The following is a 20,283-nucleotide window of genomic DNA, read 5'->3' as shown; positions in this document are numbered from 1 at the left end:
AAGCAGGGATGAATTTTTTTTGGAGGTAGTGGGACATAATATGTCTATGCGGGACTTTATAAGTCCATCATATCCACGCACTTCATTTGAAGGAGCTTTTAACTATGGAATCTTTAATTGACATACAAAAGCGATTATTACCTGACCTGCTTGAAGTTATGCAAAAAAGGCATCAGATTCTTCGTTCCATCCGGTTCATGCAGCCTGTCGGACGCAGAAGTCTTGCTCAGAACATGGGCCTGACCGAACGTGTACTGAGAAGCGAAGTGGAATTCCTGAACAACCAAGATCTCATTGATATCAAAACCTCTGGAATGATGATGACGGAGGATGGTATTCAGCTTTTAGAAAGCCTTGAAACCATGATGAGAGAAGTTTCGGGAATCAACGTAATGGAGCGGGAATTAAAATCTTTACTTAATCTTCATGAAATTGTAATCGTTCCTGGGAATAGTGATGAGTCTCCTTGGGTAAAAGAAGAATTAGGGCGTGCATCAGCTTCTAGTATGAAACGTCGCCTGAAAGGAAATACTATCATCGCTGTGACTGGAGGTTCGACGATGGCCGCTGTAGCAGAGATGCTTACACCGGATTTCTCTGACGAAACCTTGTTTGTTCCTGCTCGGGGTGGAATTGGAGAAGACGTTAAAAACCAGGCTAACACCATATGTGCCAAGATGGCTGAGCATACGAGAACACGACATCGTGTTTTATATGTGCCGGATCAGGTTAGTAAAGAAGTATACAAGTCCTTCTTGAAGGAACCGATGATCAAAGAAGTTTTAAATTTGATCAAATCGGCTAACATGGTTCTCCATGGAATTGGAGATGCTATCACAATGGCTGAAAGACGAAAGACCACTGATGAGGACTTTGAGAAAATCACGGATGGTCATGCTGTCGGGGAGGCATTTGGTTATTATTTTAACGAAGCGGGTGAAGTGGTACATAAGGTGCCAACGATCGGCCTGCAATTAGAAGATTTAAGTCACATCGAAAACGTCATTAGCGTCGCAGGCGGCAGCTCGAAGGCGAAAGCGATTCGGGCGTATATGAAGAGTGCTCCTACGGGAACCGTGCTTATCACGGATGAGGGAGCCGCAAGAGAGCTTTTAAAAGGGTAAGCCCTTTTGAAATATAAAAAAAATCATCCTTAACTATCTAAAGGAGGAAATTATTCATGGCAACAAAAATTGGTATTAACGGATTTGGACGTATCGGACGTAATGTATTCCGTGCAGCACTTAAAAATAACGACGTAGAGGTAGTAGCAGTTAATGACTTAACTGATGCAAACATGCTTGCTCACCTTTTACAATATGATACAGTTCACGGAACTCTTCAAGAGAAAGTAACTGTTGACGGCGACTACCTTGTAGTTGGCGGTAAAAAAGTAAAAGTATTGGCTGAGCGCGATCCTGCTCAACTTGGTTGGGGAGATCTTGGTGTAGATATCGTTGTTGAATCTACTGGACGTTTCACAAAGCGTGCTGACGCAGCGAAACACATCGAAGCTGGTGCGAAGAAAGTCATCATTTCTGCTCCTGCATCTGATGAAGACATCACAGTGGTTATGGGTGTTAACGAAGACAAGTATGACGCGGCTAGCCACGATGTTATCTCTAACGCTTCATGTACAACAAACTGCTTAGCGCCATTCGCTAAAGTTCTTAACGATAAATTCGGAATCAAGCGTGGAATGATGACAACGATCCACTCTTACACAAACGACCAACAAATCTTAGACTTACCACATAAAGATTACCGTCGTGCTCGTGCAGCTGCTGAGAACATGATTCCAACAACGACAGGTGCTGCGAAAGCTGTATCTCTTGTTCTTCCTGAGCTTAAAGGGAAATTGAATGGTGGAGCGGTTCGTGTTCCAACTCCAAACGTTTCTCTAGTAGACTTAGTTGCTGAACTTGATAAGAACGTAACAGCTGAAGATGTGAATGCTGCACTTAAAGAAGCGGCTGAAGGCGATCTTAAAGGAATCCTTGCTTACAGCGAAGAGCCTTTAGTATCAACTGACTACAACGGCAGCCCGGCTTCTTCTACAATCGATGCATTATCTACAATGGTTCTAGAAGACAACATGGTCAAAGTAATCTCTTGGTATGATAACGAGAGCGGATACTCTAACCGTGTAGTTGACCTTGCAGGGTTTATCGCTTCTAAAGGACTTTAATCGATAAAATTTTGTAAATTGACATCATTAGCATGGTGATTGATGGATAAATTTTGTCCCACCATCTATAATGAAGATGTGATGAAGGGGAGCGGGGAAGATTCCCCTCTCCCTTTTCTTATTGCTATTTCTATTTTTTTGAAAAAGATGTAGAAATTGAAAACTAAAGGAGGCCTTTTACGATGAACAAAAAGTCGATTAAAGATGTCGATGTAAGAGGAAAACGCGTATTTTGCCGTGTAGACTTCAACGTACCGATGTCTGAGGGCAAGATTACAGATGAAACTCGTATTCAAGCTGCACTTCCAACTATTAAGTACTTAGTGGATGGCGGAGCGAAAGTCATTCTGGCTAGTCACTTAGGTCGTCCTAAAGGTGAAGTCGTGGAAGGGCTGCGCTTAACCCCGGTAGCCGAAAGACTTTCCGAACTTCTTGGGAAAAAGGTAGCCAAAGCGGATGAAGCGTATGGAGAAGCTGTTCAATCCAAGATCAGCGACATGGCTGAAGGCGACGTCCTTGTACTGGAAAACGTTCGCTTCTACCCGGGAGAAACGAAGAATGATGCGGAACTTGCAAAAGAATTTGCAGCTCTTGCTGATCTCTATGTAAACGATGCATTCGGTGCTGCTCACCGTGCTCATGCTTCTACTGAAGGAATTGCCAAGCACCTTCCAGCTGTAGCGGGCCTTCTAATGGAGAAAGAACTGGACGTATTAGGAAAAGCCCTATCTAACCCTGAACGCCCATTTACAGCCATCGTTGGTGGAGCAAAAGTAAAAGATAAAATCGGTGTCATTGACAACCTATTAGATAAAGTGGACAACCTGATCATTGGCGGAGGACTTGCTTACACATTCGTGAAAGCCCAAGGCCATGAGGTAGGGAAATCCCTTCTTGAAGAAGACAAGATTGATTTAGCCAAGCAATTCATGAAAAAAGCTGAGGACAAAGGCGTTAAATTCCTTATGCCTGTCGATGTAGTCGTTGCTGATGACTTCTCAAATGATGCAAATACGGAGGAAGTGGATATTGATTCGATTCCTTCTGATTGGGAAGCACTTGATATCGGACCTAAAACAAGAGCATTATTCCAGGACACAATCAAAAGCTCTAAGCTTGTCATCTGGAACGGACCGATGGGTGTATTCGAATTAGAAACATTTGCAAATGGAACGAAAGCCGTAGCGGAGGCGTTAGCCGATGCAACAGATACATATTCTGTTATCGGTGGCGGTGACTCTGCAGCAGCCGTTGAGAAATTCGGATATGCTGACAAGATGAGTCATATTTCTACAGGTGGTGGAGCCTCACTCGAGTTCATGGAAGGAAAAGAACTTCCTGGAGTAGTGGCTCTTAACGATAAATAATCGCTTTTCAAAGACCAACAATTTTGTGAAACGATTATAAAACAGAAAGGATGAATACAATGCGTAAACCGATTATTGCAGGTAACTGGAAAATGAACAAAACGTTATCAGAAGCAAAATCTTTTACTGAAGAAGTACAAGGATTAGTTCCTGATCAAGAGGTTGTTGATTCTGTGATTTGTTCTCCAGCCCTATTTTTAGAAAGCCTGGTTCATTTAACAAAGGATTCAAAAGTGGCAATTGGTGCTCAAAATATGCACTTCGAAGAAAATGGAGCATTCACAGGGGAAGACAGCCCTGTAGCACTTGCCGACTTAGGCGTAAAGTATGTCATCCTTGGACACTCAGAGCGTCGTGAAATGTTCAATGAAACAGATGAGTCAGTGAACAAAAAGACTCTGGCTGCTTTCAAACACGGCTTAACTCCAATCGTTTGTGTAGGGGAGACGCTCGAGCAACGCGAAAACAATGAAACAAAAGAACTTGTTGGTAACCAAGTGAAAAAAGCACTTGCCGGTTTATCAGCAGATCAAGTGAAACACACTGTCATTGCTTATGAGCCAATCTGGGCAATCGGAACAGGTAAATCGTCTACAGCTGAAGATGCGAACGAAGTATGTTCTCATATCCGTCAAGTGGTTGCAGGAGAATTTTCTCAAGAAGCGGCAGACGCAGTGAGAATTCAGTACGGCGGTAGTGTAAAACCTAATAACATTAAAGAATACATGGCCCAATCAGATATCGATGGTGCCCTTGTAGGTGGAGCAAGCCTTGAAGCACAAAGCTTCTTGCAGCTTTTAGAAGGGGCAAGCACACATGAGTAAGTCACCAGTAGCGTTAATCATCTTAGATGGTTTTGCTTGCCGTAACACAAAAGAAGGAAACGCTGTAGCCCAAGCGAACAAGCCAAACTTTGATCGTTTGTGGAATCAGTACCCTCACAATCAATTAATTGCAAGTGGCGAAGCCGTAGGACTTCCTGAAGGACAAATGGGGAACTCCGAAGTCGGTCACTTAAATATTGGTGCAGGACGTATCGTGTACCAAAGCTTAACACGTGTGAATTTAGCGATTCGTGAAGGGGAATTCGAAACGAATGCCACTTTCCTTGACGCCATCAATCATGCGAAGGAAAAAGGTACGAATCTTCATATCTTCGGACTCCTTTCGGATGGCGGTGTGCACAGCCATATCGAGCATCTTTATGCCCTTCTTGGTTTAGCGGCTAAAGAAGGAATGAAAGATGTCTATGTCCATGCCTTCCTTGACGGCCGAGACGTCGGTCCTCAAACGGCGAAGAAGTACATTGAGAATGCTGAAGCGAAAATGAAAGAAATCGGCGTCGGTCAATTTGCAACGATTTCTGGTCGTTACTATTCCATGGACCGTGACAAGCGCTGGGAACGTGTGGAGAAATCTTACCGTGCCATGGTTTATGGAGAAGGCCCAAGCTACTATGATCCGATGGAGCTTGTGAACGATTCATACGAAAATGGAATCTACGATGAATTCGTCATTCCATCTGTTATGACAAAAGAAAACGGAGAGCCGGTTGCAACGATCCAGGATGACGATGCTGTCATCTTTTACAACTTCCGTCCTGACCGGGCAATCCAGATTTCGAATACATTTGCGAATGCAGACTTCCGTTCATTTGAGCGTGGAGAGAAGCATCCGAAGAACCTTCACTTTGTCTGCTTAACACGATTCAGTGAGACGGTTAATGGATTTGTTGCATTCAAACCGACAAATCTTGATAATACACTTGGTGAAGTCCTTTCCCAAAGCGGACTGAAGCAATTGCGTATAGCCGAGACGGAGAAATATCCTCATGTCACGTTCTTTATGAGCGGTGGCCGTGAAGATGAATTCCCGGGTGAGAAACGGATCCTGATTGATTCACCTAAAGTGGCAACGTATGACCTGAAGCCTGAAATGAGCGCGTATGAAGTGACGGATGCCTTACTTGAAGAAATTCGTGAAGACCGTCAGGATGCGATTATCCTGAACTTCGCAAATCCGGATATGGTCGGTCACTCAGGGATGCTTGAGCCGACGATCAAAGCGGTGGAAACTGTGGATGAGTGTCTTGGGAAAATCATTGACCTCATCACTGAAAAAGGCGGAACAGCCATCATCACAGCGGACCACGGAAATGCAGATGAGGTTTTGACCGAAGAAGGCAAGCCTATGACGGCCCACACGACGAACCCGGTTCCTGTCATCGTTACGAAAGATGGAATCGAGCTTCGTGAAGGTGGAAAGCTGGGAGATCTTGCTCCAACTATGCTTGATTTATTAAATGTTAATCAACCAGCTGAAATGACTGGAAAAACACTAATTAAAAAATAAGGAGAGATTCTAAATGCCATTTATTACAGACGTATATGCTCGTGAAGTATTGGATTCACGCGGTAACCCAACAATCGAAGTAGAAGTTTACACACAATCAGGTGCTTTCGGACGCGCACTAGTTCCATCTGGAGCTTCAACTGGTGAATACGAAGCCGTTGAACTTCGTGACGGAGAAAAAGACCGCTACCTTGGTAAAGGGGTCCAAAAAGCAGTTGATAACGTGAACAACGAAATCGCTGAAGAACTGATCGGTTATGACATCACTGAACAAGTAGCAATCGACCAAGCGATGATCGCACTTGACGGTACAGAAAACAAAGGGAAATTAGGTGCCAACGCGATCCTTGGTGTATCCATGGCTGTAGCTCGTGCAGCTGCTGACTTCTTCGGAGTGGAATTATACCAATACCTTGGTGGATTCAACGCGAAGCAGCTTCCAGTACCGATGATGAACATCGTTAACGGTGGAGAGCACGCTGACAACAACGTAGACATCCAGGAATTCATGGTAATGCCTGTAGGAGCTTCTACATTTAAAGAAGGTCTGCGCATGGGAACAGAAATCTTCCACAGCCTGAAGTCAGTTCTTAAATCTAAAGGCTACAACACTGCAGTTGGTGATGAAGGTGGATTCGCTCCAAACCTTAAGTCCAATGAAGAAGCACTTTCAACCATCATCGAAGCAATCGAAAAAGCTGGATACAAGCCAGGAGAAGAAGTTCTTCTTGCAATGGACGTAGCAGCTTCTGAAATCTACAACAAAGAAGACGGTAAATATCATCTTTCTGGAGAAGGCGTTGTTCGTACTTCAGCAGAAATGGTTGATTGGTACGAAGAAATGTGTAACAAATACCCAATCATCTCCATCGAAGACGGTCTTGACGAAAACGACTGGGATGGTTTCAAACTACTGACTGACCGTATCGGTAAAAAGGTTCAATTAGTAGGGGATGACTTATTCGTTACAAACACGACTAAGCTTTCTCAAGGTATCGAGCAAGGTATCGGTAACTCGATCCTGATCAAAGTGAACCAAATCGGTACACTGACTGAAACCTTCGATGCAATCGAAATGGCGAAGCGCGCTGGTTACACAGCAGTCATCTCTCACCGTTCTGGTGAAACAGAAGACAGCACAATCGCTGACATTGCAGTAGCAACAAACGCTGGTCAAATCAAAACAGGTGCACCATCACGTACAGACCGCGTAGCGAAATACAACCAACTTCTTCGCATCGAAGATCAATTGGCTCACACAGCTCAATATCTTGGAGCGAAAACATTCTATAACGTAAATCGCTAATAATTGATTTTAAAAGCAGTCTTGTCATACGACAGGGCTGCTTTTTAAATTGATCCCTAACCAACTCTTTCCACAATTCAAACAATATTACCTTGTCCACTGCATAATCCCTATGGTAAACTAGTAGTAATGTTATGTTCGTATCAGGAGGTGGGACTCATGCACACAATACTCGTCACTTTACTTATTATTGTATCAATCGCACTTATCGCCATTGTATTACTTCAGTCAGGTAAAAGCGCTGGACTTTCAGGGGCCATCTCTGGTGGTGCAGAACAACTTTTCGGAAAACAAAAAGCTCGTGGTATTGACTTAGTACTGCACAGAATTACAATCGTATTATCAGTACTATTCTTCGTACTAACCATTGCCATCGTAGCTATCTAATACGTACAAAAACCTGATCATTAAGGTCAGGTTTTTTTATTTAAGGCTCTTTTCGCAAAGATTGTTGTTTTCTAGCATAGAATCTGCCAGGGCTAGGGCTCTGTCAACCAGGTTTACGCTGGATGGTGAGGGGAACTGCTCCGCTTGCAGCTAGCGTTCGGCCGAGCCTCCTCAGCTTAGCCGAACGGGGTCTCGGCACGACCAAAATCCGCAGGAGTCTGCGCAGTTCCCCTCACCATCTTAAACAGTATTTTCATGACAGAGCTTCAAGGTGTGCAAGAAAACAATATAAATAGAAAAAAATAATTCTTCTTCCTTAAAAGGAAATTCAAACTTTACTTACCTTTAATAAGATTGTTTGCTAAAAAGCTTGTTTAAATTGTTTTCGATTTAGGATTCATGCTCAGAAAGTTGATTGGAGCGGAAGGTGCTCGACTCCTGCGGGAATAGCGGGAAAGTACGAAAAGCGTAGGCGGCTCGCACAGCCCCGACAAGCATAAGATGAATGGGCCTAGAAGGCGTTCTTTGCCTTCTTGGACCATTTAGCTTATGACCTCGAGGGGCTAGCCGCCGGAGCTGGACAGTTGAGACCCCACAGGGCAAAGCCCGAGGAGGCTCAACTCACGCCCCGCGGAAAGCGAGCACCTGGAGCGGAAATCAACCAGCACTTACTCTTTCGCCGGGAATCATGCAAAAGAGCTTTGAAGCAAAACTACACTGATTTTCAAGCGAAATATTGGATTGTCTGACCAATGTTTGCTAAAAATAGAGAAGAAGAGTGGATTAAACGATCGTTTAACTGTGCGAAGCCTGTAATATCAAGCTTCCGTCATTACTAATCAAACGTTTGTTTAATAAATAATCCACTAAAACCTGATTACATAACAAAATCATTTAAACAACTGTTTAACAGGATGGAGCCTTTAAAATCAAGGTTTCTCCCAGCTAATCAAACGTTTGTTTAAAATGAGATAAAAGGAGTCACTAGCTATGAAAACCGTATTACCAAAACCATTCACATTTGAAGCAGGTCCCCGTGCCGTCTTATTACTTCACGGATTCACAGGAAACTCAGCCGATGTCCGGATGCTTGGCCGTTTCTTAGAAAAGAAAGGCTATTCATCCCATGCCCCTCACTATAAAGGACACGGTGTACCGCCTGAAGAATTGGTTCATACAGGTCCTGAAGATTGGTGGCAGGATGTCATGGATGGATATGAGCTTTTAAAGAGTAAGGGATATGAAGAGATTGCGGTTGCCGGCCTTTCTCTTGGAGGGGTATTTTCTCTTAAATTAGGTTACACTGTACCTGTAAAGGGTATTGTCCCTATGTGTGCACCGATGTATATAAAAAGTGAAGAAGTCATGTATAAAGGGGTCGTGGATTACGCCCGTGAATTTAAGAAATTTGAAGGAAAACAAGAAGAACAAATTGAAAAAGAAATAGAAGAGTTTAAGAAAACGCCGATGAATACCTTGAAGGCCCTGCAGGAATTGATTGCAGACGTGCGTGGAAATGTGGATATGATCTATTCACCGACGTTCGTGGTACAGGCAAGGCATGACCATATGATCAATACGGATTCTGCGAATATCATCTATGATAATGTTGAATCCGATGAGAAAGACATGAAGTGGTATGAAGAGTCCGGTCATGTGATTACATTAGATAAAGAAAAAGAACAGCTTCATGAAGACGTCTACGGTTTCTTAGAGAAATTAGACTGGACGGTTTGAGGAATTCGATGATCAGGAGGGATTGTCATGGACGAAAATATTAAAGAGCATGTGGATAGGCTCCTTTCCTATATGAAGGAAGAAGCATACAAGCCATTGACGGTACAGGAGCTTGAAGAAGCATTCGGAATTGAAGGATCCACGAACTTCAGGGAATTCGTAAAGGCTCTTGTCGTAATGGAAGAGAAAGGTCTGGTCGTACGCACAAGGAGCAATCGCTACGGCTTACCTGAGAAAATGAATCTGGTAAGAGGGAAAGTATCCGCTCATGCAAAAGGTTTTGCGTTTGTGATACCGGAAGAATCAGGAATGGACGATATCTTCATCCCTCCTAATGAAACGAATAACGCCATGCACGGCGATATAGTACTAGTAAGAGTGTCTACTTCTTCTTCAGGTTCCAGAAGAGAAGGGACCGTTGTGAGAATCGTAGAGCGCGGTGTCGACCAAATGGTTGGGACGTTCACGGAAAGTAAACATTTCGGATTCGTCATTCCGGATGATAAGAAGTTTGCGAGTGACATCTTTATTCCGAAATCTGCTCAAATGGGTGCAACGGAAGGACATAAGGTTGTTGTGAAATTAACTTCCTACCCTGAAGGGCGCAAGAGTGCAGAGGGTGAGGTCATTGAAATCCTTGGTCATAAAAATGATCCAGGGGTCGATATCCTTTCCATCATCCATAAACACGGGATTGACGTTGAATTTCCTGAAGAGGTCATGGAACAGGCAAATAATGTGCCAAGTGAAATTGACGAATCAGAAATTCCTAACCGAAAAGACCTGCGCGACCAGACAATCGTCACGATTGATGGTGCTGACGCAAAGGATTTGGACGATGCTGTCACCGTAACGAAGCTTGCCAATGGTAACTACAAACTTGGGGTACATATTGCAGACGTAACGTACTATGTAAAAGAAAGCTCTCCGATTGACCAGGAAGCGTTTGATAGAGGGACATCCGTCTACTTGGTAGACCGGGTAATCCCCATGATCCCGCACCGATTATCGAATGGTATTTGTTCTCTTAATCCCAAGGTCGATCGTTTGACTCTATCCTGTGATATGGAAATTTCACCTGACGGGGATGTCGTGAAACACGAAATCTTCCAAAGTGTCATTAAGACATCCGAACGAATGACATATTCAGATGTGAATAAGATTCTTGTGGATAAAGATGAAGAACTCCGTAAAAAATACGAGCCTTTGGTGCCGATGTTCGAGGAAATGGAAGACCTGGCACAGGTTCTTCGTACGAAACGCATGAAGCGTGGAGCCATCGACTTCGATTTCAAAGAAGCGAAAGTGCTTGTCAATGAAGAAGGAGAACCGACGGATGTGGTGCTTCGTGAACGTTCGGTCGCAGAAAAGCTGATCGAAGAATTCATGTTAGTGGCAAATGAGACGGTTGCTGAGCATTTCCACTGGATGGAAGTACCGTTCATCTATCGTATCCATGAAGATCCGAAAGAAGACAAGCTTCAGCGCTTCTTCGAATTTATAACGAATTTCGGATTGATTGTAAAAGGAACAGCCAATTCGATTCATCCACGGGCTCTTCAGGAAATTGTCGAAGATGTTCAGGGACAGCCGGAAGAAATGGTTGTTTCGACAATGATGCTGCGTTCCATGCAGCAAGCGAAATACGATCCTGAAAGCTTAGGTCACTTTGGACTCGCGACAGAGTTCTATACTCATTTCACCTCACCGATCCGTCGTTACCCTGACTTGATTGTTCATCGTTTAATCAGGACTTACCTGATTGAAGGCAAGGTTGATCAAGCAACACGGGAAAAATGGGGTGCCCAAATGGGTCATATCGCTGAGCACACGTCAAGTCGCGAACGCCGTGCAGTGGATGCAGAACGTGAGACCGATGAACTGAAAAAAGCAGAGTATATGGAAGACAAAGTGGGAGAAGAGTACGACGGTATCATCAGTTCCGTTACGAACTTCGGAATGTTTGTCGAACTGCCTAACACCATTGAAGGTCTCGTCCATGTGAGCTATATGACGGACGACTACTACCGATTCGATGAACGCCATCTTGCCATGATCGGTGAAAGAACGGCAAACGTATTCCGAATCGGAGACGAGATCACCGTTCGTGTCGTGAGCGTCAATAAAGATGAGCGTGCCATCGACTTTGAAATCGTTGGAATGAAGAATAATCGCAAGGAACGTGAAGACCGTGTCCGCTCGATCCGCTCTGATAAAGGAAAATCGGACCGTGGAAAATCGAATCGATCTTCAGACCGGAAAAAGGACGGAGAATGGTCAACGCGTCCGCCGAAAAACAACAAGAAGAAAAAGTCGAATAAAAAACACTTTGAAAATGCGCCTCGAAGCAAACGTAAAAAGAAAAAATAAGAGGACAGGAGCAATGGGACATCCTTTGCTCCTTTTCTTTTCCAAGTGTAACAATACAATTTTTCTCGAGAATATGAGATAATAATGAGTAAACCAAAGGAAATGACTAGGGGGATTCCAATGCCAAAGGGAGAAGGCAAGCTTATTGCCCAAAATAAAAAAGCGCGTCATGACTATGCCGTAGAAGAAACATATGAGGCGGGTCTTGTGCTGCAAGGAACCGAGATCAAAGCGATCCGGGGCGGCCGCGTGAACTTGAAGGATTCTTTTGCCCGTGTTCAAAATGGGGAAATTTTCGTTCATAATATGCACATCAGTCCATATGAGCAGGGAAATCGGTTTAATCACGAGCCTCTCAGAACACGTAAACTGCTGCTTCACAAAAAACAAATCAATAAATTGATCGGTGATTCCAAGGAAGCAGGATACAGTATCGTTCCATTAAAGCTATACATCAAAAATGGTGTGGCTAAACTTCTGATCGGTCTAGCCCGTGGTAAGAAAAAGTTTGATAAACGGGAAGATCTTAAACGAAAAGAAGCGAACCGTTCGATCCAGAGAGAACTGGCACAGCGTCAAAAAGGTATGTGATTGTACAGATTTCCGGAATCTGGCATTTGCAATTATCTCAGGATTTGTTATACTAATAGATGTCGCAAGGTAATCTTGTGACTGTAAGAACAATTGAATAAGTGACTTACACGCTGAACTTATTCTTTCCCGTTCTTCCCTTTCTATCATGGGGACGTTACGGATTCGACAGGGATAGTTCGAGCTTAGGTTGCGAGCCGTGGGGATCGTCCACGATAAAACGTCAAAGCCAATAATAACTGGCAAAACTAACAATAACCTAGCTTTAGCTGCATAATAGCGCTTTAGCTGTTCCTCCCTCCATCGCCTATGTGGTAGGGTAAGGGACTCACTCTTAGTAGGCTACGCCGGAGTCCACCGTCTGAGGACAAAGGAAGAGACCAATCAGACTAGCTGCACAGACGCCCGTTGATAGGCAGAAGCTGCAGTGAACTTGCGAATATATCGACTACGCTCGTAGACGCTTAAGTGGCGATGTTCCTGGACGTGGGTTCGATTAGTTATTAGTCGCCTTATGTGGCAACACATAAGTGAAAATTTGGCTTTATCGGTGAAACCTAAGTCACACACAGTGTGATAAGGCAATGCCGAGCGGTATGTGGAGCAATCCAACAGCCGTGTATCGACTTATAGGCTGCCGAATGTCGGTAGTACTAGGATGCGAAATCCTATCTCTCAGCAGATAAATTTTTATTTCGCATAATACGCCAAAGGACCTCTACTACAGGTTCAAGATATAGTCAGTGCCATGTCGAAAGCATGGAAATGCACGTCCCACCGTCTCCACCAAATACATATTTGGTGGTTTTTTATTTTTGTGTGACTGGAACCATATAATTGACGTTTTGGCAAGCTTATTCTTCGAATTACTTTAGGAAATTTTATACAATCGAATTAGGTGAGAACATTGACTTTTTAAATTTGCAAGATTTAAATAGAAGAGCTTGTATTCTCAGTTGAACTGGAATAAAGAACTCAAAATTCAAATAATTTAGAGAATTTTGAACGACTGCTTTCTAAGTCAGTGTAATCTTTTAGCTTCCCGAAATACATTCTTTATCCCGTAACCATTAACAACAATCTCCATTTGAATTAACCTTTGTGAAACATTCTGACCAAGTAAGACATTCACACTTCAATCCGTTCTTTAATACATCCAGCATTTCGTCAATATGCTTTTTTTGTTCCTCTAATTCAGAACATTTGGCACTCGCCATTTGTCGCCACCTTCTAGAAGGTGTAACCTGATTAGCAAAACCCTCTAAAAGAACGGCAATTTCTTGAATACTAAAACCCGCAAATTGTGCTATTTTTATAAATCTTAGTTGATCAATATCTTCAGTTGTATAGCGTCTTTGTCCATTTAATTTTTTAGGAGTGGGCATTATTCCAATGGACTCATAATAACGAATTGCTGAAGGATTAACCTCTGTCTTTTTTGCTAACTCACCAATAGAAAGGAGCGAATCCATAATTCTCACCTCTTGACTTAAAGTTTACTTTAACTATTATACTTTAACTATACATGAGGAGGGGGTAGTTTGAAAAAGTTATGTGCTGGACTTGGAATTGTTGGTTTATGCGCGTTATGTTGTGCAATACCCGCTATTGGGATTACAGGGCTGGCGGGTATTACGGGACTAAGTTTTGGTTATGGTAAATGGGGGATTTTGCTGATTGCTTTGACATTATTTGTTTTTCTTATGTTAAAAACAGTAAAAAAGAACAGTACATGCAGTGCAAGTGCAGGTTGTAATTGTTCTTCTGAATCGAGTAAACATTGCTAAATATCAATCAAAAGAGGTGAAGAAGTTTAAAAACTGGTAAAAGAAGAATTTCAATTAACATAGAAGGGTCACCTTACAGCGGCAAAGCGGGCTCTTTTCTGTTTAGAACAAAATTATATAGACTTCGTCCCAGTACACCGCTTCAAACTCCACGCCACTCATAACCACAGGTAAATCTTCACTGAAAACATCTTGAGAAATAGATGGTAACTAAATTCTAATGTTGTGATTTTATTTTAGGAAGGGAGGCTGGGACAAAAGTGTTTCAGTCTAAGTAAAACCCGAACAAATCTGCTTTCTAGTAGGCAAATTTGTTCGGATTTTTTAATTTACGGTACATTTGATTTCAGCTCTTTCCAGCGGTTGATTGGAGTGCAAGACGAAGACTCCTGCGGGAAAAGTAGCTTATGTGAGACACGTCCAGCTCCGGGGCTTAGAGGCACATGTCATAAGTCAAACCGTCCAAGAAGGCAAAGAACGCCTTCGTGGCCGTTCGCCTTATGCCACCCGCCTCTGAACAAAGCCCCTCCGCTTTTCTCCCCACAGGCTTGCCGAGGCTCACGGGCTACCCGCGGAAAGCGTAGTCTTGCACGGAAATCATTAGCGGTATTAAGAACCTACACTTCTAATTGTTCGTCTTTATATCATGGTTTTTAGTTTTGTCCCAGCCTCTTTTTTATAGTCAACTTTTAAATAAATATTGACAAAAGTTGTCCTAAGGAATAAAGTTTAGTTAAATATCATACTTTTGCATTAAGGAAACTTTTTAGGAGTGATTAAACATGTCTGAACAAAGTAAAGTCTCAAGGCGGGACGTATTAAAGTTGGGGTCTGCTGGTGCTTTAGGTCTGGCGGGTAGTTATTTTATAAATAATTTAGCCCCTTTTAGCTCTTCGGTTAAAGCAGAATCGAATAATAAAAATCACAGTAATATGGATCATAGTCAAATGGTAGGGGATATTACAAAAACTTCCGGATATAAAATGGCTGAACAGTTACTAACCACATTTGATTATGGAAAAGCAAGTAAATTACCAAATGGACAAACGCTTCGAGAATATGAAGTTGTGGCCATAGACAAAGAAATTGAAATTGCAAAAGGGATTAAGTTTCCAGGATGGACATATAACGGAACGATTCCAGGACCTACATTCCGTTGTACGGAGGGAGATCTGCTTCGATTTCATTTTGAAAATCAAGGAAGTCATCCTCACTCTATTCATTTTCATGGAATTCATCCAACAGAAATGGATGGACTTGAACCGATTGCCCCTGGTCAAAAATTCACTTATGAGTTTGTAGCTAAGCCATATGGTTTACAGGTATATCATTGCCATGTATTACCGCTTGCTCGCCATATTCATAAGGGGTTGTATGGAAACTTTATTATTGATCCGAAAACACCAAGGGAACCGGCATTAGAGTTAAATATGGTCATGAATGGGTATGATTTGGATTTAGATGGTGAAAACGACTTTTACACGGTTAATGGATATGCATTCGCATTCATGAATCATCCCATTAAAGTAAAAAAGGATCAGCTAGTCCGTATTTATCTCAGTAACTTAACAGAATTTGACTTAATCAACTCTTTCCACCTTCATGCCAATTATTTTACGTATTATCCGACAGGGAGGAATGATAATCCTTCTCAATTTACCGATACGGTTATGCAATGTCAGGGAGAGCGTGGCATTCTCGAAATGAGATTTCCTTATAAGGGGAAGTATATGTTTCATGCCCATGTTAGTGAATTTGCAGAATTAGGATGGATGGGATTTATTGAAGCAGAGTAAAGGAGATGGAAAAATGAAAGCTAAATGGATAATTTCAGGCTTAATTCCTTTAGTATTACTTACAGGAGTATTGGCTTGGGTATTGATCAACGGAGCAGGAGTTGAAAAAGATCCTGCAGCCCCTGTTGAAGTATTAAATATTGAAAGGATTAAAGTAACAAATGGAGGTTTTGAACTTTCTGTAAGTAATACTGGTCCAGAAACCCTTACAATTTCTCAAGTAATCGTTGATGATTCTGTTTGGAATTTCAATGTCTCACCTACCCCTACTCTCACACGGTTTGAAGATGGAAAAATAACCATTCCCTATCCATGGGTTGAGGGAGATCCTCATGCGATTAAGGTAATCACTGAAAATGGCATTGTAACAGAAGGAGAAATTGCTGCGGCAACTCTGGCTCCTGTAGCAAGTTTGAGCAACTTTTTAAATTATGGCATTATCGGTTTTTATGTCGGAATTGTCCCTATCACTCTAGGATTATTGTGGTATCCATTTATGAAGCGTTTTAAAAGAAAATGGATTAATTCGATTCTTGCACTCACTGTGGGACTCTTATTATTTCTATTTGTTGGAACACTTGCTGACGGATTTGAAATTGGTAGTGAAGCTCCCTCTGTGTTTCAAGGAAATATGGTGGTCATAATCGGAGCTGCTCTTACCTTTTTACTATTAATTGGATTTGACCAGTATCAGTACAAAAGACAGGAAGGAAAGGGCTATTCACCTTTTAGGTTAGCTCTTCTAATGGCTACAGGAATTGGGCTTCATAACTTTGGAGAAGGATTAGCGATCGGATCTTCCTTTGCTCTAGGAGAAGCCGCATTAGGAACGTTTTTAATCATTGGCTTTACCGTGCACAATATAACAGAAGGTATTGGGATAGCTGCACCGCTTTTAAAAACCAAGCCAAGTATAAAGGACTTCTTAATTCTAGGAACAACAGCTGGCGCACCTGCTATCGTTGGTACCTGGTTCGGAGGATTCATCTTCTCACCAATTTGGGGTGCTTTATTCTTAGGAATTGGAGCAGGAGCCATTTTACAAGTGATTTATGTCATTACTAAAATGCTCATTGAAGATCATCGATCACATAAAGAACCATCTGTCTCTTGGCTAAATCTTTCTGGATTCGCAATTGGCTTGTTAATCATGTACTTTACTGCATTTTTTGTGAAATTTTAAGGAGCTCATTTATATCATCAAAAAGGAATTACAACATTAGAATATTAGGAGGAAATAGATATGCTTCAAAATATTGGAGTCCCAGGATTAATACTAATTTTAATCATCGCCCTTATTATTTTCGGACCTTCTAAGTTACCGGAAATCGGAAGAGCTTTTGGCTCTACATTAAGAGAATTTAAAAAGTCTACCAGAGATTTAGTAACAGATGATACTAATTCAGAAACATCTAATAAGAAAGAATAACTTATCAAATAATTTAATAGAAGATGTAGGTTTTGTCTTACGTCTTCTTTTTCCTGGAGTGATTAAGGTGGAAGATCAAAACATGCGCTTAGTTCAGCACTTTGAGGAATTACGTAAACGCATTATTATCACTTTAGTTGTCTTTCTGCTGTCTTTAGTTCTAGCATTTATATATGTCCAAGATATATATCATGCTTTAGTTAAAGACTTGCCATTTAAGCTGGCATTGTTGGGACCGAGTGATATTTTACTCGTTTATTTAATGATTGCCAGCGTTGTTGCCATCGCAGCGACTACACCAGTTGCTGCGTATCAAACTTGGCTGTATGTACGTCCAGCGTTAACACTTAAAGAACGCAAAGTAACAATCGCTTATATTCCAGCACTATTTATTCTATTCTTATTGGGAATTAGTTTTAGTTACTTTATTTTATTTCCTCTCGTACTAAATTTTTTAATGTCTCTATCTAACGAAATGTTTACTACTTTTTTTACAACGGAGAAATATTTCCGTTTCCTGCTTAACATGACATTGCCTTTTGGATTTCTGTTTGAGCTACCTGTTGTTATTATGTTTTTAACAAGCCTTGGAATTATTAATCCATATCGACTTCAAAAAATAAGGAAATATGCATACTTCATATTAATCGTCGTTTCAATTTTAATTACACCGCCTGATTTTCTATCTGATATCCTTGTAATTATCCCTTTATTAATATTATATGAAAGCAGCATTAGCTTATCTAAATTCGTATTTAAACGAAAGCGCAAGGAAGATAGCAATAAAGCAATCAAGGGTATTAATAAAACAACACGCTAGACAAATTGTCTGTTCAGTCACCAGGTAAACAGCTCATTTTGAACATCATTCACACCGTTGATTTCTTGGGGATAAATTGGAAAAAATCCGGTCCTTAATGAAGACCGGATTTTTTATTCCAATAATGTATTAGCGGATAATATTTGAGTTTTGACAGCGAGGTCTCCTATAGAAGCGGTGTGCTAAAAATTGATAAATTTGAAATGATTATAAACTAATGATGATCAACTATACCTTTAACTTGGATATCATGTTTTCTGTCAGAGTATACATAATAATCAATTATCCCCTCAAGCTCTCATTTATTCGAGAATGCTCAAATGATATCTGTATCAGATTTTTCATATGTTCATCGACCAAAGAATAATAAACAAGCTTTCCTTCTTTTCTATATTGAGCCAAACCAAGGTTTCGCAATAACCTTAGATGGTGAGAAGCTGTGGCTGTAGTGGAACCTACTATGTTGGCAACGTCGCACACACATAATTCTTTTTCTAATGAAAGGGCATAGGCAATTTTCAAACGGGTATCGTCTGATAAAGCTTTGAACATTTGAGCAATATTTAAAGTGTTTTGCTTTTGGATATTTTTCTTTATTCTTGATACTTTATCGTTATCTATGCAGTTTATTTCACACATATCGGTATGTTTCAATTCAGTCACCTCAGTTATTTTCTAGGCATTTTGGTTATATACATTGTATCATGTTTAAGATATCAGCAGAACGTTGTCGCCGGGACGTATAGAATGATTATTTGAAGGATAATTATCATGTTTAATAGATTCAAAAGGAAAGCCCCTTCATTAGAAAGGGGCTTCTGTGCTTCAAGGTGTTGGTGAGGATGATGAGTTACATAAGTGATTAAAACCCTGTAAATCCGCCGAATAAATAATTCGTAAGAAAGGAGATGATGGGATTCATCCAGTTAAAGTATAAAATGATTCCCATCAGAATCATTAAGTATCCGCCGATTTTCATGATTTTTGCACTATACTTATTGATCCACTTTATTTTACCAAGGAAAAAGCTAAGAGCAAAGAACGGAACGGCAAAGCCCAAAATGTACCACGCCATATAGAACAATCCAGCATTGGGGTCGGTTACACCCAGTGAAATGACCGCAGCAAGAATCGGGCCGGTACAAGGGGTCCAGCCAGCAGCGAAACCGATCCCAATTAACATCGTACCCAAATACCCAGATGGCCGTCTTTTAAATTGAATCCGTTTGTCTTTCATTAAGAAATCGAACTTAAGGAGACCGGAAACCACCAAACCGAAAAATACGATGAGTATAGCCCCAATCTGGCGGAGCAGCTCTTTGTTCAGCAGGAAAAAATTACCGATGAAAGATCCAGATACTCCTAAAAATAAAAAGATGATAGAAAAACCGATCAAAAAGAAAAGGGTGTGTAAAACGGCTTTTCTCTGCATTCCTTTGCGGTTATTCAATTCATCTATGGACATACCTGTTATATACGATAAAAAAGCTGGATAGATGGGGAGCGTGCATGGTGATAGAAAAGAAAGCAAGCCTGCCCCGAAAGCAAATAAAATGTTTAAATCTTGCACAATCTAAAGTCTCCTTTATTGTTCCGGCTTGATCATATTCATATTATCATGGACATCTTGCTGCGTCATACTTCCAGTGATGACCTTTACTACTTTTCCCTCGGGGTTTATAAGGAATGTCGTCGGGATGGGACCAACTCCATATATCTCAAGCAGATCACGGTTTCGATCCATTGGAAAAGTAAAGCTCAGATCATATTTATCGACAAATTTATTTACTATAAAATCTGACTCGCCAATATTAACTGCTAACGTCTCCACACCCTTTTCCTTAAATTGTTGATAGCTCTTTTCCATGTAGGGCATCTCTTTCTCACACGGTTTGCACCAAGTACCCCAGAAATTCAGGAAAACCCCTTTCCCTCTATAGTCACTTAATTTAATAGTACGGCCATCCAACGTTTCTAATTTGAAATCAGGTGCCATACTCCCTTCCTTTATGACAGCCTGGTCTTTCGTTGCGTTTAGATAGAGTGTATAGGCGACAGCTGAAACTAATAGAAGTAAAATGACTGCTCTTACCAATCTTCTATTGCTTTTTTTCATTGTTTTCCCTCACAGTTTCTAGTAGAATGTGTTTGAA

19 protein-coding genes and 1 other RNA gene are annotated in these 20,283 nt (G+C 41.4%); 16 read left to right on the top strand and 4 right to left on the bottom strand.

Annotated features, from left to right (window positions below; translation table 11 throughout):
• Positions 1–104 precede the first annotated feature (104 nt).
• From DET59_RS07895 to ssrA, 11 genes are all read left to right on the top strand, one after another.
• Positions 105–1,124 (top strand): sugar-binding transcriptional regulator, encoded by a 1,020-nt coding sequence (locus tag DET59_RS07895; protein ID WP_113969133.1) that lies wholly within the window; start codon positions 105–107, stop codon positions 1,122–1,124.
• A gap of 56 nt (positions 1,125–1,180) precedes the next feature.
• Positions 1,181–2,188, top strand: a complete 1,008-nt coding sequence (gene gap / locus DET59_RS07890; RefSeq protein WP_113969132.1) for a type I glyceraldehyde-3-phosphate dehydrogenase — start codon at positions 1,181–1,183, stop codon at positions 2,186–2,188.
• 182 nt (positions 2,189–2,370) lie between these two features.
• On the top strand, positions 2,371–3,555 hold the full coding sequence (locus DET59_RS07885) for a phosphoglycerate kinase (protein WP_113969131.1): 1,185 nt from the start codon (positions 2,371–2,373) through the stop codon (positions 3,553–3,555).
• A gap of 59 nt (positions 3,556–3,614) precedes the next feature.
• Positions 3,615–4,379, top strand: coding sequence for a triose-phosphate isomerase (gene tpiA / locus DET59_RS07880; protein ID WP_113969130.1), 765 nt, complete (start codon positions 3,615–3,617; stop codon positions 4,377–4,379).
• Positions 4,372–5,907 (top strand): 2,3-bisphosphoglycerate-independent phosphoglycerate mutase, encoded by a 1,536-nt coding sequence (gene gpmI / locus DET59_RS07875; protein ID WP_113969129.1) that lies wholly within the window; start codon positions 4,372–4,374, stop codon positions 5,905–5,907. Before tpiA ends, gpmI begins: the two co-directional genes overlap by 8 nt.
• A 13-nt stretch (positions 5,908–5,920) precedes the next feature.
• Positions 5,921–7,213, top strand: a complete 1,293-nt coding sequence (eno, locus tag DET59_RS07870) for a phosphopyruvate hydratase (protein ID WP_113969128.1) — start codon at positions 5,921–5,923, stop codon at positions 7,211–7,213.
• A 159-nt stretch (positions 7,214–7,372) separates the two neighbouring features.
• A complete protein-coding gene (gene secG / locus DET59_RS07865; protein ID WP_044338270.1) occupies positions 7,373–7,600 on the top strand; it encodes a preprotein translocase subunit SecG in 228 nt (75 codons plus the stop codon).
• Between the two features lie 990 nt (positions 7,601–8,590).
• Positions 8,591–9,337 carry an alpha/beta hydrolase gene (locus tag DET59_RS07855; protein ID WP_113969126.1) on the top strand — a complete coding sequence of 249 codons (747 nt, stop codon included), beginning with the start codon at positions 8,591–8,593 and terminating at the stop codon, positions 9,335–9,337.
• A 27-nt stretch (positions 9,338–9,364) separates the two neighbouring features.
• On the top strand, positions 9,365–11,707 hold the full coding sequence (gene rnr, locus DET59_RS07850) for a ribonuclease R (RefSeq protein WP_113969125.1): 2,343 nt from the start codon (positions 9,365–9,367) through the stop codon (positions 11,705–11,707).
• 120 nt (positions 11,708–11,827) lie between these two features.
• The gene (smpB, locus tag DET59_RS07845) at positions 11,828–12,298 is read left to right on the top strand and encodes an SsrA-binding protein SmpB (RefSeq protein WP_113969124.1); all 471 of its coding nucleotides are present in this window, start codon (positions 11,828–11,830) and stop codon (positions 12,296–12,298) included.
• A 158-nt stretch (positions 12,299–12,456) separates the two neighbouring features.
• Positions 12,457–12,797: a transfer-messenger RNA gene (gene ssrA, locus DET59_RS07840) on the top strand.
• Between the two features lie 571 nt (positions 12,798–13,368).
• Here ssrA and DET59_RS07835 read toward each other — a convergent pair.
• Positions 13,369–13,770, bottom strand: a complete 402-nt coding sequence (locus DET59_RS07835; RefSeq protein ID WP_113969123.1) for a MerR family transcriptional regulator — start codon at positions 13,768–13,770, stop codon at positions 13,369–13,371.
• 69 nt (positions 13,771–13,839) lie between these two features.
• Between DET59_RS07835 and DET59_RS07830 the strand changes: the two genes are divergently transcribed.
• The 5 genes from DET59_RS07830 to tatC all read left to right on the top strand — a co-directional run bounded on the left by DET59_RS07830 (position 13,840) and on the right by tatC (position 18,130).
• Complete coding sequence (locus tag DET59_RS07830; protein ID WP_113969122.1) at positions 13,840–14,085, top strand: hypothetical protein; 246 nt, start codon at positions 13,840–13,842, stop codon at positions 14,083–14,085.
• 782 nt (positions 14,086–14,867) lie between these two features.
• Positions 14,868–15,881 carry a multicopper oxidase domain-containing protein gene (locus DET59_RS07825; protein WP_113969121.1) on the top strand — a complete coding sequence of 338 codons (1,014 nt, stop codon included), beginning with the start codon at positions 14,868–14,870 and terminating at the stop codon, positions 15,879–15,881.
• Positions 15,882–15,894: 13 nt separating this feature from the next.
• Positions 15,895–17,064: a ZIP family metal transporter gene (locus DET59_RS07820; RefSeq protein WP_113969169.1), complete on the top strand. Its 1,170-nt coding sequence runs from the start codon at positions 15,895–15,897 to the stop codon at positions 17,062–17,064.
• A 60-nt stretch (positions 17,065–17,124) separates the two neighbouring features.
• Complete coding sequence (locus tag DET59_RS07815; RefSeq protein WP_113969120.1) at positions 17,125–17,310, top strand: twin-arginine translocase TatA/TatE family subunit; 186 nt, start codon at positions 17,125–17,127, stop codon at positions 17,308–17,310.
• An 82-nt stretch (positions 17,311–17,392) separates the two neighbouring features.
• Positions 17,393–18,130 (top strand): twin-arginine translocase subunit TatC, encoded by a 738-nt coding sequence (tatC, locus tag DET59_RS07810; RefSeq protein WP_397540926.1) that lies wholly within the window; start codon positions 17,393–17,395, stop codon positions 18,128–18,130.
• Between the two features lie 282 nt (positions 18,131–18,412).
• On the opposite strand, the gene DET59_RS07805 is transcribed toward tatC, so the two are convergent.
• From DET59_RS07805 to resA, 3 genes are all read right to left on the bottom strand, one after another.
• Positions 18,413–18,784, bottom strand: coding sequence for an ArsR/SmtB family transcription factor (locus DET59_RS07805; RefSeq protein ID WP_142675572.1), 372 nt, complete (start codon positions 18,782–18,784; stop codon positions 18,413–18,415).
• Between the two features lie 208 nt (positions 18,785–18,992).
• On the bottom strand, positions 18,993–19,700 hold the full coding sequence (locus tag DET59_RS07800) for a cytochrome c biogenesis CcdA family protein (protein ID WP_113969118.1): 708 nt from the start codon (positions 19,698–19,700) through the stop codon (positions 18,993–18,995).
• 15 nt (positions 19,701–19,715) lie between these two features.
• A complete protein-coding gene (gene resA, locus DET59_RS07795) occupies positions 19,716–20,246 on the bottom strand; it encodes a thiol-disulfide oxidoreductase ResA (protein WP_113969117.1) in 531 nt (176 codons plus the stop codon).
• Between the last annotated feature and the right edge of the window lie 37 nt (positions 20,247–20,283).

This window comes from Rossellomorea aquimaris (assembly GCF_003315075.1).
Classification (GTDB): domain Bacteria; phylum Bacillota; class Bacilli; order Bacillales; family Bacillaceae_B; genus Rossellomorea; species Rossellomorea aquimaris_C.
Note: the sequence above shows the minus strand (reverse complement) of the source record. Positions and strands in the feature narration are given on the sequence as shown.

What these genes read in the sequence shown, in the direction of transcription:
- DET59_RS07895 (WP_113969133.1), top strand. Translation starts at nt 105, where the DNA reads ATGGAATCTTTAATTGACATACAAAAGCGATTATTACCTGACCTGCTT.
- gap (WP_113969132.1), top strand. Translation starts at nt 1,181, where the DNA reads ATGGCAACAAAAATTGGTATTAACGGATTTGGACGTATCGGACGTAAT.
- DET59_RS07885 (WP_113969131.1), top strand. Translation starts at nt 2,371, where the DNA reads ATGAACAAAAAGTCGATTAAAGATGTCGATGTAAGAGGAAAACGCGTA.
- tpiA (WP_113969130.1), top strand. Translation starts at nt 3,615, where the DNA reads ATGCGTAAACCGATTATTGCAGGTAACTGGAAAATGAACAAAACGTTA.
- gpmI (WP_113969129.1), top strand. Translation starts at nt 4,372, where the DNA reads ATGAGTAAGTCACCAGTAGCGTTAATCATCTTAGATGGTTTTGCTTGC.
- eno (WP_113969128.1), top strand. Translation starts at nt 5,921, where the DNA reads ATGCCATTTATTACAGACGTATATGCTCGTGAAGTATTGGATTCACGC.
- secG (WP_044338270.1), top strand. Translation starts at nt 7,373, where the DNA reads ATGCACACAATACTCGTCACTTTACTTATTATTGTATCAATCGCACTT.
- DET59_RS07855 (WP_113969126.1), top strand. Translation starts at nt 8,591, where the DNA reads ATGAAAACCGTATTACCAAAACCATTCACATTTGAAGCAGGTCCCCGT.
- rnr (WP_113969125.1), top strand. Translation starts at nt 9,365, where the DNA reads ATGGACGAAAATATTAAAGAGCATGTGGATAGGCTCCTTTCCTATATG.
- smpB (WP_113969124.1), top strand. Translation starts at nt 11,828, where the DNA reads ATGCCAAAGGGAGAAGGCAAGCTTATTGCCCAAAATAAAAAAGCGCGT.
- DET59_RS07835 (WP_113969123.1), bottom strand. Translation starts at nt 13,770, where the DNA reads ATGGATTCGCTCCTTTCTATTGGTGAGTTAGCAAAAAAGACAGAGGTT.
- DET59_RS07825 (WP_113969121.1), top strand. Translation starts at nt 14,868, where the DNA reads ATGTCTGAACAAAGTAAAGTCTCAAGGCGGGACGTATTAAAGTTGGGG.
- DET59_RS07820 (WP_113969169.1), top strand. Translation starts at nt 15,895, where the DNA reads ATGAAAGCTAAATGGATAATTTCAGGCTTAATTCCTTTAGTATTACTT.
- DET59_RS07815 (WP_113969120.1), top strand. Translation starts at nt 17,125, where the DNA reads ATGCTTCAAAATATTGGAGTCCCAGGATTAATACTAATTTTAATCATC.
- tatC (WP_397540926.1), top strand. Translation starts at nt 17,393, where the DNA reads ATGCGCTTAGTTCAGCACTTTGAGGAATTACGTAAACGCATTATTATC.
- resA (WP_113969117.1), bottom strand. Translation starts at nt 20,246, where the DNA reads ATGAAAAAAAGCAATAGAAGATTGGTAAGAGCAGTCATTTTACTTCTA.